General features: G+C 55.3%; 14 protein-coding genes. 7 read left to right on the forward strand and 7 right to left on the reverse strand.

From position 1 onward, the window contains the following. The first annotated feature begins 1 nt into the window (after position 1). From ACP15L_RS07205 to ACP15L_RS07215, 3 genes are read left to right on the forward strand one after another with little or no spacing between them, the layout of a single operon-like run. Positions 2–1006: an ABC transporter ATP-binding protein gene (locus ACP15L_RS07205; protein WP_170642572.1), complete on the forward strand. Its 1005-nt coding sequence runs from the start codon at positions 2–4 to the stop codon at positions 1004–1006. Beyond that, on the forward strand, positions 1003–1776 hold the full coding sequence (locus ACP15L_RS07210; protein WP_425083655.1) for an L-iditol 2-dehydrogenase: 774 nt from the start codon (positions 1003–1005) through the stop codon (positions 1774–1776). The genes ACP15L_RS07205 and ACP15L_RS07210 overlap by 4 nt, the downstream gene beginning before the upstream one ends. Then, positions 1776–3272, forward strand: a complete 1497-nt coding sequence (locus ACP15L_RS07215) for a mannitol dehydrogenase family protein (protein ID WP_425083656.1) — start codon at positions 1776–1778, stop codon at positions 3270–3272. The genes ACP15L_RS07210 and ACP15L_RS07215 overlap by 1 nt, the downstream gene beginning before the upstream one ends. Before the next feature lie 75 nt (positions 3273–3347). Here ACP15L_RS07215 and ACP15L_RS07220 read toward each other — a convergent pair whose 3' ends face one another. The 5 genes from ACP15L_RS07220 to ACP15L_RS07240 form a co-directional block, all read right to left on the reverse strand. Then, complete coding sequence (locus ACP15L_RS07220) at positions 3348–4841, reverse strand: cryptochrome/photolyase family protein (protein WP_425083657.1); 1494 nt, start codon at positions 4839–4841, stop codon at positions 3348–3350. Positions 4842–4868: 27 nt separating this feature from the next. Further along, the gene (locus ACP15L_RS07225; RefSeq protein ID WP_425083658.1) at positions 4869–6104 is read right to left on the reverse strand and encodes an FAD-binding domain-containing protein; all 1236 of its coding nucleotides are present in this window, start codon (positions 6102–6104) and stop codon (positions 4869–4871) included. Continuing rightward, a complete protein-coding gene (locus ACP15L_RS07230; protein WP_425083768.1) occupies positions 6101–6232 on the reverse strand; it encodes a DUF2256 domain-containing protein in 132 nt (43 codons plus the stop codon). The genes ACP15L_RS07225 and ACP15L_RS07230 overlap by 4 nt, the downstream gene beginning before the upstream one ends. Before the next feature lie 2 nt (positions 6233–6234). After that, on the reverse strand, positions 6235–7773 hold the full coding sequence (locus tag ACP15L_RS07235) for an FAD-binding domain-containing protein (protein ID WP_425083659.1): 1539 nt from the start codon (positions 7771–7773) through the stop codon (positions 6235–6237). A gap of 362 nt (positions 7774–8135) precedes the next feature. Beyond that, complete coding sequence (locus tag ACP15L_RS07240; protein WP_425083660.1) at positions 8136–8555, reverse strand: hypothetical protein; 420 nt, start codon at positions 8553–8555, stop codon at positions 8136–8138. Between the two features lie 301 nt (positions 8556–8856). Here ACP15L_RS07240 and ACP15L_RS07245 point away from each other — a divergent pair, with 301 nt between their 5' ends. Beyond that, positions 8857–9045 carry a hypothetical protein gene (locus tag ACP15L_RS07245; RefSeq protein WP_170375770.1) on the forward strand — a complete coding sequence of 63 codons (189 nt, stop codon included), beginning with the start codon at positions 8857–8859 and terminating at the stop codon, positions 9043–9045. A gap of 240 nt (positions 9046–9285) precedes the next feature. Here the strand turns inward: ACP15L_RS07245 and ACP15L_RS07250 are convergent, their stop codons facing one another. Next, on the reverse strand, positions 9286–10413 hold the full coding sequence (locus tag ACP15L_RS07250; protein WP_425083661.1) for a hypothetical protein: 1128 nt from the start codon (positions 10411–10413) through the stop codon (positions 9286–9288). 179 nt (positions 10414–10592) lie between these two features. Between ACP15L_RS07250 and ACP15L_RS07255 the strand changes: the two genes are divergently transcribed. From ACP15L_RS07255 to ACP15L_RS07265, 3 genes are read left to right on the forward strand one after another with little or no spacing between them, the layout of a single operon-like run. Continuing rightward, on the forward strand, positions 10593–11204 hold the full coding sequence (locus ACP15L_RS07255) for a PepSY domain-containing protein (RefSeq protein ID WP_425083662.1): 612 nt from the start codon (positions 10593–10595) through the stop codon (positions 11202–11204). A 37-nt stretch (positions 11205–11241) separates the two neighbouring features. Continuing rightward, complete coding sequence (locus tag ACP15L_RS07260; protein ID WP_425083663.1) at positions 11242–11901, forward strand: response regulator transcription factor; 660 nt, start codon at positions 11242–11244, stop codon at positions 11899–11901. A 50-nt stretch (positions 11902–11951) separates the two neighbouring features. Continuing rightward, positions 11952–13244: an ATP-binding protein gene (locus tag ACP15L_RS07265; RefSeq protein ID WP_425083664.1), complete on the forward strand. Its 1293-nt coding sequence runs from the start codon at positions 11952–11954 to the stop codon at positions 13242–13244. Between the two features lie 161 nt (positions 13245–13405). Here the strand turns inward: ACP15L_RS07265 and ACP15L_RS07270 are convergent, their stop codons facing one another. Then, complete coding sequence (locus ACP15L_RS07270; protein WP_425083665.1) at positions 13406–14317, reverse strand: glycosyltransferase family 4 protein; 912 nt, start codon at positions 14315–14317, stop codon at positions 13406–13408.

Raw genomic sequence — 14317 nt, forward strand, 5'->3', positions numbered from 1 at the left:
CATGGGACGTATTCAACTCAAGTCCGTGACCAAAAGCTTCGGCGACGTGCAGGTCATTCCACCGCTTGACCTGACCATTGAAGATGGCGAGTTCACCGTCTTCGTCGGCCCCTCGGGCTGCGGTAAGTCCACCCTGTTGCGTCTTATCGCGGGGTTGGAGGATATCACCTCGGGCTCCATCGACATTGACGGGGCGGACGCCACCGATGTGCCACCCGCCAAACGAGGGCTGGCGATGGTTTTCCAGTCCTATGCGCTCTACCCCCATATGACCGTGCGCAAAAACATCGCCTTTCCCCTTCGGATGGCGAAGCTGGATCAGGCCGAGATCGACAAGCGGGTCGAAGGTGCCGCCGGCGTTCTAAACCTGACCGACTATCTGGACCGCCGCCCCGGCCAGCTATCGGGTGGACAACGCCAGCGCGTTGCCATTGGCCGCGCAATTGTCCGCGAACCGGCAGCGTTCCTGTTTGATGAGCCGCTGTCAAACCTCGACGCGGCACTACGCGTTGGCATGCGGTTAGAGATCAGCGAGCTGCACGAACGCCTGGCGACCACGATGATCTACGTGACCCACGATCAGGTCGAAGCCATGACCATGGCCGACAAGATCGTCGTCCTTCAGGCTGGAGTGATCGAACAGGTCGGCAGCCCGCTGGAGCTGTATCGCACACCTCGCAACCTGTTTGTTGCGGGATTCATCGGCTCCCCCAAGATGAATTTCATCGAGGGTGAAGAGGCCGCAAAACATGGCGCGAAAACCATCGGCATCCGCCCGGAACATATCGCTGTTTCGGAAACCGAGGGCGAGTGGTCCGGGGTTGTCAGTGTCTCGGAACATCTGGGCTCGGACACCTTCTTCCATGTCCACGACACCGGACTGGCCGAGACGATCACGGTTCGCGCCGATGGCGAGGTTGGGTTCCGTCACGGGGATCGTATTCACCTGACGCCACGGGCCGACGTCATCCACCGCTTCGACGAAAAAGGACTGCGGATCGAATGACCCGTCTGAACGGCAAAATCGCTCTGATCACCGGTGCCGCGCGCGGCATCGGGCTGGCCTTTGCCAAATCCTATGTTGCGGAAGGCGCGCGTGTTGCCATCGCGGATATAGACATCGAACGCGCCCAACAGGCCGCAGCCGAAATCGGCGCGTCCGCCATGGCCGTCGAAATGAACGTGACAAAACAGCAGAGTATCGACGACGCCATCACCCGCACGGCATCGCATTTCGGCCCGATCGACATCCTGATCAACAACGCGGCAATCTTCACCGCCGCCCCGATTGTCGAGATTGAGCGCGCCGACTACGAGCGCGTTTTTGACATCAACGTCGCCGGGGCCTTGTTCACCATGCAGGCCGTTGCGCGCCATATGATCGCACATGGCACCAAAGGCCGGATCATTAACATGGCGTCGCAAGCCGGGCGGCGCGGTGAACCGCTGGTCGCCGTCTATTGTGCCAGCAAGGCCGCGATCATTTCCCTGACCCAATCTGCGGGCCTGAACCTGATCGCGCACGGGATCAACGTGAACGCGATCGCGCCAGGTGTGGTGGACGGCGAACATTGGGACGGCGTCGATGCGTTCTTTGCCAAACACGAAGGTAAACTGCCGGGACAGAAGAAACGCGAAGTGGCCGCTGCCGTTCCCTATGGCCGCATGGGCCGGGCCGAAGACCTGACGGGGATGGCAGTGTTTCTCGCCTCGGACGAGGCAAAATACATCGTTGCACAAACCTACAATGTCGACGGTGGAAATTGGATGAGCTGATGAACCCTGTGGCACACTCAAACCCTCTGATCCAGCTGCGGCAAGACAGGCTTGCAGACCTCCCAGCGACTGTCGGCACCCCTAACTATCAGCGTTCGGAGCTGACGCAGGGCATTGTTCATATCGGTCTTGGAAATTTCCACCGCGCCCACCAGGCTTGGTACATTCATCAGCTCTTGCAGCAGGGCCAAGCCTACGATTGGGGTATTATCGGAGCCGGAGTGCGCAGCTATGACGCCGAGATGCGTGAGAGGCTGTTGGCGCAGGATTGCCTGACCACGTTGATCGAGTTGGATCCACAAGGAATATCCGCAGAGGTCATAGGCCCGATGATCGACTATCTGCCGATTGAGGCAGGTAACGCAGCACTCATCCGCCGGATGGCTGATCCATCTATCCGAATTGTGTCCCTGACTGTAACCGAGGGCGGCTATTTTCTGGATGCCAACACCGGCATGTTCAACTTGGATCATGAAGACATACAGCACGACGCCGAGAACCCGCACCAGCCACGCACAGTATTCGGTGCGATGGTCGAGGCATACAGGCAAAGGCGTGAGAATGGTTTGGAACCGTTTACCGCGCTGAGCTGCGACAATCTTCAGGGCAACGGCGCAATACTAAAAACCTGCATTGTTAGTTTGGCACGTTTGGTCGACGCGGAACTGGCCGACTGGATCGCCCAAGAGGGCGCATTCCCGAACTCGATGGTGGATTGCATCGTACCCGCGACGACCGAGCAAGTCGTTTCTCAATGCAGGGCGCTTGGAATTGACGATCGCGCTCCGGTCTCGCATGAGAATTTTCGGCAATGGGTCGTCGAGGATGACTTCTGTGCCGGACGGCCGCCCCTCGAACAGGCTGGGGTCACGATGACCCACGATGTTCACGGATATGAAATGATGAAGCTGCGCATCCTGAACGGAGGTCATCAGCTGCTTGCCAATATTGGGGAAATTCTGAACGTACCGACGATTTCAGACTGCATGCAGGATCCGGACATCGTAGCGTTTTTCAAGAAGGTTCAGACAGAAGAGATCTTGCCCTATGTCGAAGCCGTTCCCGGCACCACGCCAACTGAATATCTTGGATTGGTTGAAAAGCGATTTGCAAACAGCACCATCCGCGACACGACACGTCGCGTGGCATTTGACGGGTCTTCACGACATCCCGGGTTCTTGCTGCCTTCGTTGCGCGATGCCATTGCTTCCGGCCGTTCTCTGACTGGTTTGGCACTGGCCGAAGCCTTCTGGTGCCGGATGTGCGCAGGCGTTCGCGAAGACGGCTCGGAAATTGCGCCAAACGACCCCCAATGGGAGCAATTGCAGAACACCGCTCGGGCCTCCGAGGCCGACCCAAAAATGTGGATCGAGCAACGCCAGTACTATGGTGAGCTAGCTGGCAACGCGCAGTTTGCCGAAGCTTTCAACGCTTGGCTGACCACAATCTGGCAAGATGGTTGCCGGGCAGCGGTAGCCGACTATGCCACCTCATAGGCAAAGCGACACTAGTCGCGCCGCGAAATGGGCGTAAACTTCCCTAACCCTCATTGAGCGGAACCGTAGTTGCACTCAGTTCAATTCGGTTAGAAATGAGTTGGCCTTTTCCAGATGTTTTTCTTTTGTGTCCAGCGACATCCTATCGCCTGTACGGCACATCATGGCCCAACGCGGATTTTTTGAAAGCGTATCTTTGTATTTGAAAATGAAGCGCCAATACAAGCCGTCCCAAATCTCGGCCCATTCGCCTTTGCCCCAATGGCTCATCTTCCGAATGTAGTTTGATCCGGAAAAATAAGGCTTGGTCGTGATCAGCCCCCCATCCGCGTTTTGGCTCATTGCATAAACATTTGGAACCATGACCCAATCGTAGCTGTCTACGAACATTTCCATGAACCACAGGTAGACGTCGTCTGGTTTGATTTCACACAAGAACATAAACCCGCCGAGAACCATCAGCCTTTCGATGTGGTGACAGTAGCCGGTCTGCAGGATTCGCCTGATCGTGTCGTCAATCGGATTTATCCCAGTTGTGCCGTCATAGAAAGAGGAAGGCATTGGTCGGTTGTGACGCCAATGATTGGTTGTACGCATACGTACGCCCAAGTCCTCATAGGTGGCGCGCATGAACTCTCTCCACCCTATGATCTGACGGATAAACCCCTCTACAGAGTTGAGGGGCGTATTCTTACGCTGGGCATGGTCCAGAGTTGCGTCAATGACTTGCTGTGGCGTGATCAAGCCAATGTTCAATGCAGGCGTAAGGACAGCATGCCAAAGCCAGCTTTCGCCCTCAACAATCGCATCCTCAAAGTCACCAAACTGGTCGAAACGCCGTTCCAAAAACTGGTGCAGCCACGCCAGTGCAGCAGCGTGCGAAGTTGGATAATAAAGGGTATCGATATCTCCTCGCGCGTCGGGAAATTCAGACAGAACATTGTCTTTCGCCGCTTGGTCCACACTGTCGTGCTGCGGCCAGTCGATCCAAGGCAAGCTTTGTAGCAGGGCTTTTGGAACCTTTTTGCGGTTGTCTTCGTCAAAACTCCACTGGCCACCCAATGGCTGATCGTTCTCAAGCAAGATGTTCAATCGGCGTCGCTGGCTTTTGTAATATTCCGCCATAAACCAACGTTTGCGTCCGGCAGACCAGGCCTGATTGCTGGCACGTGTGTTCAGAAAGCCGGGCGAAGGAAGGAATTCGATCGCAATTCCTGTTGCTTGCGATGCCTCACTCAAACGCTTTTCAACGACTGAATCGACGGGATCAGCCATCACGACCCGAGAAATCTGATCCAGAGAAAGCCGTTCGAACAAATGCAGGCAAGCTTTGGTAGAGCGCTCATACTCAAAGAGGTCAACATCAAAGCCCTTGATCTCGAGCTCTTGGCGATACCTGGCCATGCTCGCCCTATGGAGCCATAGCTTCTGCTTATGCATTTTGGCGGGATACTGTGGGTCTCCGAAGAACAACGGATCTTCAAACAAGATCACCTTTTGCAGCGGCATATCAAATGCGGGGTGTTCTGCAAAAATTTGATTTGGAAGCACAATTGCGGCGTATGTCACGGCGTTTTCCCGGATTTGTTTACACGGCTAGCAGGTCAGATTCAGGGCCTGCAATATGGACGGGATCTTCTTCTTGAAGCCAAAGAACCCTGCTTTGGCGTGTGGCCACGCGTGCGCATCGTAAGGGCGCCAGATACGATGCAGATAAATACCGGCCTCGTTCAGCTTTGGTTCGGCACGGTCCAAGCGCACCCGTGTCGGACCGATAGGACAATAGGGGGTGACAATCGTATCAACTTTGTTTGTTTGGGCCGCCTTGATCAGGGGCTCGGACCAATCGTCCTTGGCTTGTCCAATCTCTCCATGCGGCGAAAGTGCGCTGTTCATTGCGTGTTTGACAAAAGCTAATGGCAGATCACCGACCTGAACAGGCGAACGACCATCTGTGGCCAGCAGACCGACCACACCTGCGGGGCGAAGTGATGTGATATCTGCTGCGGACATGTCTTCCTCTGTCACGAGGAGTAGATACGGCTTCGAGAGGGGTTTTTCTGACTGAGGGCGGATTTCGAAGCGCGGATGATCTGTTGCTTCAACCAGTGACTCAGCGACGTTGGCCAAGCCTTGGGGCTGAAACCGCCCATCGGTGTATTTCGCGATATTGTCGGTGCGCGCGAGATAGGTTTTTCCCTTTGTGTGGAGACCCGCCACCCAACGCCAACTTAGGGTATTTGACGCCGGATCTCCGTCGACAAGGTGACGCATGAAGACGTCTGCGCCCAGTTCCCAAGGGAGTCTGAGCGTGAAAATCCAAATTGAGGCCACCCACATCCTCACGTGGTTATGAAGATACCCCGTTGCGCTTAATTCGCGCATCCAGTGATCAAAACACGCGATACCTGTACGGCCTGACACAGCATCACGATACGCCGCATTCAACGATGTATCGCCCTCCAAACGCTCCAATTGCGCCACCAAGTTTCTTTGGTAGCTAAACCAAACACTTGGCCGTTGCTCCAACCAACCTTTGAAATACGTGCGCCACAACACTTCTTGAATGAACTTGTCGACAACCTTTTCGCCATGAGCGGACAGAACGCATGACAGAACCTCTTCCTCAGTTAGCAAGCGGTGCCGCATCCAGGGTGAGAGAGTAGATACATTGCCTCGTCGGTCGGGGCCAAAGTCATAATTTCGGCTTTGCGCATAGTCGCGTCCAGCGCGTGGCACGAATTGCTCCAAACGCCTCAATCCTGCGGCGCGCGTCGGTTCGAACCTCAGCTGTGCAAAAGCGTTATCCACCACACGAAATTCCAAGGTCATGTGGCAGCCTTGCAGCGCTTCGAGCAGTATTTGACGTCATCCCAGACCTTCTCCCACTTCTTACGCCACACGAAGGGACGTTGGCAGACTGGACAGATCTTTTGCGGCAAATCCGCCTTCATGCGCATTTTCACGTGAGGTCTCCGAACGGTAGGTCAAGTTGAGCCGCACTCCGCGGTGTTCTGGCTTTTCTTTTACGAGAACGTTCAGCCTTTCGGCTTGCGTGTTTGGTGGCGATTGCGTGCGCTCGATCGCGAAAGTCCGGCCCGCGCCTTACCGCCCACATCTTTTCACGCGCAGTCTTTGCCGCCGCCAGATGGTCAAACACGCGCATAGGGTATTCTCGGTCAAGCACCGCGTCTGCATTGTCCGCGTTCCATGGGTCATGCAGATGTGCATCCGGTATTTCTGCCAGTTCCGGCACCCACCGACGAATGAATATGCCGTTCGGATCCTGATCCAGACCTTGTTTGACGGGGTTGTAAATACGGATGGTGTTGATGCCGGTTGTGCCAGATTGCATCTGGACCTGACTCCAATGGATGCCTGGCTCATAGTCGGTGAACATCCTGGCCAGATGCAGGCCCGGCGAGCGCCAATGGAGCCACAAATGATAGCTTGCGACTGCCATCACCATTGCCCGCATGCGGAAATTCAACCAACCCGTTGCCCGCAGAGATCGCATGCAGGCGTCCAAGAAAGGATACCCTGTCTCACCTGTTGACCAAGCTTGTAGAAGCGCCGCATCCGGTTCCTTGGGGCGCAAGCCATCATAAAGCGGGTGAAGATTTTCGAACTCTATTTGTGGTTCGTCCTCCAACTTTTGAATGAAATGGCAATGCCAGTGCAAACGCGCTGAAAAGGATCGCATCGATTTCTGCCATTTCCCTGCGCCCACGGGAAGCGTGCGCCGCGCATTTTCCGTCTGTTGCGCAATTTCGCGAACAGAGATCGCGCCCCACGCAATATAGGGAGACAGCCGCGAACATGCCGTCGCACCCCTCAAGGGGCTGGACATTGCACGTTGGTAGTCAATGCTCCTTTTGTTCAGAAAGCTGTTCAAAAGCCCCAGCCCCACTTGACGCCCACCTTTCTGCCGACCCGTACATACGGCCCCTGCAAGGCCAAGATCTTTGCTGCTTGGGAGCGCGCCAAGCTCTATGGGCAATGGCGCAAGCTGCGGTGCCTTTTCTGTAGGTTGCGACATCTGCGCGTCCCAATGGTTCGCCCAGCCGTCTCGTGACTTCAGTCGGCGAATAACACCGTGGTTCTGAATCTCATGCCAAGGGACACCCGCGTCGCGACACCAGGCAGCGACATCTTGATCCCTGCGATAGGTCCAATCGTTGCCCGTCTCCTCGTGTGACCATAAGGCTTCCAGAAATCCCTGTTTTTTCAGTTCCGTAAGTGTCTCAATCACTGTTCCGATACGAACGACCAGTGGCTGTCCCAACTGAGCAGTTGCCTCACGCAATTCCGCAAGTGTCTCAGAAACAAAGCTCCATTGTCGTTCTGAGGCATCGGGCTGTAGCCATAGTTCAGGTTCAACAACATACAACGGCAGCACGGGACCAACCTTGGCTGCCTGAGCCAAGGCCGCATGATCCAAAACACGGAGATCTCGCTTGAACCAGACGACTTGCAAATCCGTACACCTCACCCAAGCCATTCCTTGAGTGCATACGCGTCATAGGATGCAACGGATCAGAAAAAGTGCTGATTTTGCAGAGCGATCGCGACATCTTTGCCTGCAGGTCGGCGACTACAAGTAGTGCCCGCTTTTGCGCTTTTCCTCAGTTTTATCGCTGGCAATAAAGCGCGACAAAATCGCTCATTACCAGACATGGAAGGACGGCTTAGCCCGCGTCCGCAACCTAACTTACTCCACAATCTTGCGGGTGTAACGAATGTCAGTTTTGGCGGGTCGCATTGTAGCAATTGAGGTTGTTGGCCCATGGCAGGAAAAGGCCGCACGTGACGGAAAACGGATCAGCCAATTCTCCCGAGTTTTATTTGCAAGCCATATGGCAGTCAGTTGAGAATATCCGCTATTGCACCGATCAGGTTCAGAACTTCGTTCGTCCGTCGATCTACCTCGTAGACATAGTTTCCGGCCCGCACATAGTATCCGTTTCTTTTCAGACCATATCTGTAGGGATCGTTGATGCGCACATAGCCATCGTAGATGTAATCCCCCGCCCGGTATCGTTTGACTTGGCCTGGGGGCACGCACGGAACTGCTTTTTTGGCCAAGCCCGATGGGCAATGTCCTGCTTTTGATTTCACTAAAACGGGCTGCATAGCATTGTGCGACGCAACGGTCTGTCTCAGATCAAGAGACTGGATGTCAAAACTCGCACTCGCAACCGGCCCGGTTTGCATTGCGAACACGGTTGCTGTGATTGCTAAAGCCGTTTTCATCCTTTTGCCTCCTTTAACTGCGTCTTCCATTTATGGTCCCCGTCGGGATTTGGCCAATGCATAGGCGGAGACTGGCTTACCGCTGAAGTCTCCCACTATGACGCGATGGTTCGTTGGCACGACAGCCTCAGCTAACGACCTTTCAAACCGTCAAGTTGGAATGGGGTAATTGAAGAGGCGCACGACCGGACAAATCGTTTGTTCTTATTTCGTAAACAACATTAACCGAACGTGAACAGTGTATTCGCAGTGGGTTCAAACAACTTTAGGCATACTGACTAAGTTGGATCGAACGAGACGTATTTCGTTTGACGAAAACAAGGGGAACAAAATGGTCAAGCCTGCCTTTATGACTGAAGATCGCAGCACTGAAATTGCGATGCGGACCTCTAGCGAATCTGCTGAAGAGCGCCTGCAAACCACGATGAATTCGAGCAATAGTCGCTTCCCTCCTATTGAAAACGCACTGACAGAGATCATAAAAAACAAGCGGCTATCCGAGGCTCACCAGAACGTCTGAAGACAAATCAGCTGACCCCCCCCGACAATTCTCGATTATCGTCCTAAACATCGGAATTGTAACACAAATCCCGCCCCAACTTGGGGCGGGATTTTCTTGTTGCTCATCGCAATCATCAAGAGTTTGCGCCTAGCAGGCCGACTAGGTCGACCTGCCAACTTAGTATCCGAAAGACTTACCGGCGCTCCCGCCTTCAGTTCATCCTGAAGTGGAAGCTGGCGATGGCCGGGAAGCCTCAGGTCACAGTCCCAGCAGGGCTTTGACCTGTTCCTCAACTGCATCGGTGACAGGCTTGTTGGCAGCGGCTTCCAGGGCCTCACGTTCTGCCAGGTCTTGCTCTTCAACAAGTTCTGTCAGCTCTTCCACCTCTTCAACGGCTTCATTGTATTCAATGGCTGCCTGTCTCTCGTCATTCAAAGTCTGGGCTTCATCAATCGAAGCGTCCAATTCAGCTTGGGCCTCTTCTAGCTGTGCTTCGATATCCGGATCGCTACCGCCCGCATCCTCCAAAGCCTGTTCAAGATCTGCGACCGTATCCCGGTTGGTTTGAACCTCACCCAATGCGACTTCCAAGTCATCCTCGATTTCTTGAACTGTCCGATCTGGTTCTTCCAGCCCCTCAAGGAACTCCAACTGTTCTTCCAGTTCCTCACGCAAGGGTTCTCCGGCCAGCACAGTGTCGCGGTACGTGGCAATTCGGCCAACCCGCGAATTGGGCGCAGCATTGGCGAGGGCCGTTGGACTTGCATTGGCCGCGTTCAGTGCGCCCAACTCGGACGGATGTGCACCAAGCAGCGCAGCCATACGGTTACCTTTGGTACGGGAAACGGGACGCTTGGACTCTTCTACAATCACAGTCTGACGAACCGTTTTTTGCACCTTGGCCTTTTGCGTTCGAACGGTTGTCGTTTGGCGGGTTTTGCCATTCCCGTTGAACAGATCTTTCAGAGAGAACCCTCCGCCTTTTTTCGTACCTGACCGAGCAGACTGAGACTTTGTTTTCCCTTGTCCGAATATCCCGACTCTGGTGCCGCCACGGCTTTTGTCGGCCCCGTTGCCACGGCTACCATTTCCAGCCGAGCTGTTGTCTCCGCGATCTCCCTGGGCGCCGTTGCCATTGCCGCCGCTGTTTCCATTGCCACCGCCGTTACCGTTGCCATTTCCACCGCTGTTGCCGTTGCCGCCGCCGTTACCACCACCGTTTCCGCTGCCATTGCCGTTTCCACCGCCATTGCCGCCACCATTACCGTTGCCTGGTTTGGCATAAGCAAAATCAGGAGCTGCGACGGTGGCTACAATGGCCGTTGACCCCAACAAGGCAATCGCGATCGTCGAAGCTTTAAGCAGTCCGCACTTGGTGGTTTTCATTTTCAATCTCCTCAAAACCTTCAGCAACGGCAATCAGCGTGCTGAGGTTGACCACAGTGTTTCGGCAGTATGACTCGCAGTCGAATCAAAGCCCTTGCCACTGATTTAACTTGAGGTCGCTTGAACGCAGGGCTAACTGCTTGTTCATCATCGGTTCATGTCTGGCCTAGTAGTCTTCAATGAAGGTGTTTGAGGGTGTTATGCAGGCCAAAGCGTTTTTTGTGGTTGCAGCTTTGCTAACCGCCTTGTCCGGGGGACAAGCGGCGGCAGATGCACGCGAACTCAAACAGTCTGAACTGCGCATGGCGACGTTGTCAGGCAGTGCAATACGGCTGAACCGTGTCATCAAAGGCGTGAAGAAAGCATACGGCGGAACCCCTGTTGATGCGCGCGCATTCAAAACAGACAAGATCTACTATCGTATTCTGGTCAAAAAGCCGGGCGGAAAGATCGTCAGCGTGATCGTGAACGCCGAAACCGGCACAGTCGTCTCGAACCGCTCAAGTACCGGGCGCGAGATTTCCGAAGCCGCACGCAATTCGACCAAATCCCAAAGCAACATCGGTCAGAGCGCCTCTGCCACCCGTGGGAACAGTGCGGGCCGAAGCAATGCTGGCGGCAACGGCAACGGCGGTGGAAATGGAAACGGCAATGGCGGTGGCAACGGCGGCGGCAATGGCGGCGGCAACGGCGGCGGCAATGGCGGTGGCAACGGCGGCGGCAATGGCGGTGGCAACGGCGGCGGCAATGGCGGTGGCAACGGGGGCGGCAATGGCGGTGGAAAAAATTAGAGTTAAGATCGCGCTGATTTAGCTGTAGTCTCTGGATATGCGAATACTCCTTGCTGAAGACGAACCCCAGCTTTGTGAGCAAGTCAAAAAGCTATTGGGTGCGGAAGGTCGCGTGGTCGACGTGGCCAACAATGGTACAGATGCCCTGCATCTGGGGTCGACTGAACCGTACGACATGATCATCCTCGACATCGGCCTGCCTGAGCGTGACGGCATTTCGGTCCTGCGCGAATGGCGCAGCGCGGGCGTCAAGACGCCGGTCTTGATCCTGACAGCCAGAGATGGCTGGAGCGAACGCGTCAACGGCCTAGATGCCGGCGCGGATGACTATATGACCAAACCGTTCCATATGCCGGAATTGGCGGCACGTGTACGCGCCATCTTGCGACGGCAAAGCGGTCAGCTGAACCCCGTGATAGAAATGGGGGAGGTTTCTCTGGATACGCGGAATGGTCGGGTCACCGTTGGGGGCATACCTGTCGATTTGACCGCGCAGGAGATCGCCGTTCTGACCTATCTGGCGCACAACATCGGTCGGATGGTGTCGCGTACTGAGTTATCTGAACACATCTACGAATATGACGGCGACCGAGATTCCAACACGATTGCAGTATTTGTGACCCGCCTGCGCAAAAAACTGGGCTCCGATTTGATCACAACCGTCCGGGGTCGCGGCTATATGATTGATTCCGCCTAATGCTCTCGTTGCGCCAACGGGCCTTACTCGGAGGTATCGCTTCGGGAGCGTTGTCCGTAGGCGTCGGTACGCTGATGGTGTTTTCCTACATCAATACGCGCGTTCTGGAGCAGTTCGACGCAACGCTACAAGACCGGCACACGCAGGTTGTCGTTGGCCTCAGCGCCACCACGGATGACCCTGAAACCCTGCGGCAGTTGGTATTCGACCCGGCCTATAGCACGCCATATTCGGGGCGGTATTGGCAAGTAACAGACAGTACCGGCTCCATCTATACATCGGCTTCACTCTTCGATGAAACGATCGCCGAGCCTCCGCGCGGAAATGACGAAACAATCATTTGGAACACCTCGGGCCCAGATAGCGAAGCCATTCGTAGCGTCTATCAAAAGATTACATTCGAAGACGGAACGGAGTGGGGTGTAACTGTCGCCGAAAGCAGGAGCAAACTGATCAACGAACGCAGCGCTGCACAAAGATACCTGCTCCCGGTTTTCGGATTGGTTGGTTTGATCGGGGTCGCAAGTTCTCTTTTGTTGATGTCCGCCATTGTTGGCCCGCTCCGGAAGTTGCGCGCTGATGTCGCCCATCGCTGGGATCGAGGCGATGAGCTGACCCCCGAAGACTATCCGGAAGAGGTTTCGCCCCTGGTGGAAGATCTCAACAAACTGCTGCATCGAAACCGCGAGATTGTCTCAGGTTCGCGAAAACAAGCGGCCGATCTGGCGCATGCGCTCAAGACACCAACGGCCATCTTGCGAAACGAATTGGCGGAACTGGCAAACGCCGGTGCTCAGACAGAGCCTGCGGAAGAGGCGCTAACCCGGATTGACGCCCAGCTTAGCCGTTCACTCGCGCGTATGCGCGCATCGAACACCGGAGAGTTAACGCATTCCAGGACAGATCTTTCGAATTCGGTGGAACGACTGTCCCGGTTGTTTTCGGTGATGGCCGAACGCGAAGGGAAGACGCTTGTTTCGAATTGCGAGCCTGGTCTTCAAGTTCGCATGGACCCACAGGACATCGAGGAAGTGATCGGGAACCTCCTCGACAACGCCCTCAAGTGGAGCAGGACGACATTCCAAATCACTGCGAGGCGGACGGATAGCGGCATCGAACTTCGCGTCGAGGACGACGGCCCCGGAATCCCAGAGGAGGCCCGGCTTGAGGTCCTTCGGTCCGGCGGTCGCCTCGATACCTCTGTAAAAGGAACAGGGCTGGGGCTGCCTATTTCCGTTGATTTATTGGCCGCCTATGGTGGAACGCTGGAACTTGGAACATCGAAGCGCTTAGGGGGCTTGGCCTGTGAGGTGAATGTTGGGCGCGGGACACATAGCCAATAGATGACTAGAGCGGCGACAATGTCCCACCGCGTCGCCATACGGCGCCACTCCTTCTAACGAAACGTGATCGGTCCGGATACTCGGCAAATAGTTTGGGGGTGCTACGATCTAAACTTGGCGAACCTCGAGCCCAAAATGAACATCGGATAGCAGGCCTGAAGTCAGTTGAATGTCGCAGCAAGGTCGGGAAGCAAAAACTCGTCGATAGCGCGTCGCCAAGACTCAGAATCAAGGTTACAGAACGACACTCTTGCATCGCCTTCCCGATCACGCAGCCCATCGACTTTGCTGGCAATAACCGTGCGCCCAGCGGCAAGCGCTTCGTCCAGGACCAACCCGTAGGCCTCCCACCGTGACGGGATCGCGACGATATCCACCGCTTGATAGGCTTCTGCCGGGTCCTCGGCGTGGCCCCTAAATTCGATGCGCGGGTCACTTTCTGCCAACGCTTCAAGGTATGAACGCTGACTGCCTTCACCAAAGATCAACAAGCGCGCCTCCGGCGTTCGGGTTGACCGAAAACCCTGGATCAGGATGTCGAACCCTTTCTGCTGTTCCAGCCGCCCGATAGCGCCAATTGTGGTCTTTGACTTGGGAGGCATCGTGTTGCTCGACAACTGCTCAAGATCAACGGTCGGAGGAATGACAGCCAGTTTTTCCGAAGCAGCAAGGCGTCGTTCCTTCATCCAGTCCGACTGCGCATGGCTGACGGCGACCACCTGATCAAAGAAGGAATAGATCACACGCAGCATCGCAAAAAACCGACGTTTATAAGGGACATTAAGGGTGGTGAATGCCCGGGTGTAACTGTGTTCGACATGGACCAGTCGAGTGTCCAGGTGCATTGCGCGAAGCGCCGAGAATGCGGGTAGGCTTCTCCAGCTTGGTACGACGTGGGACACGATGACATCCGCATTCAGTTTGCCCCAAGAAAATGCTGTCCGTTTGACTTTCAACACCTTTTGCTCGACCGCGCCGGACAGATCTGATTGCGCCAAAAGATGGTCGAGCATCCGCATCACGCCACCCGCTGTGGTGTCGTCTACCAGGTGTAGGATCTTTTTCTGTTCCAT

Origin of the sequence: Ruegeria profundi (assembly GCF_049800715.1) — a bacterium.
Lineage (GTDB): Bacteria > Pseudomonadota > Alphaproteobacteria > Rhodobacterales > Rhodobacteraceae > Ruegeria > Ruegeria profundi_A.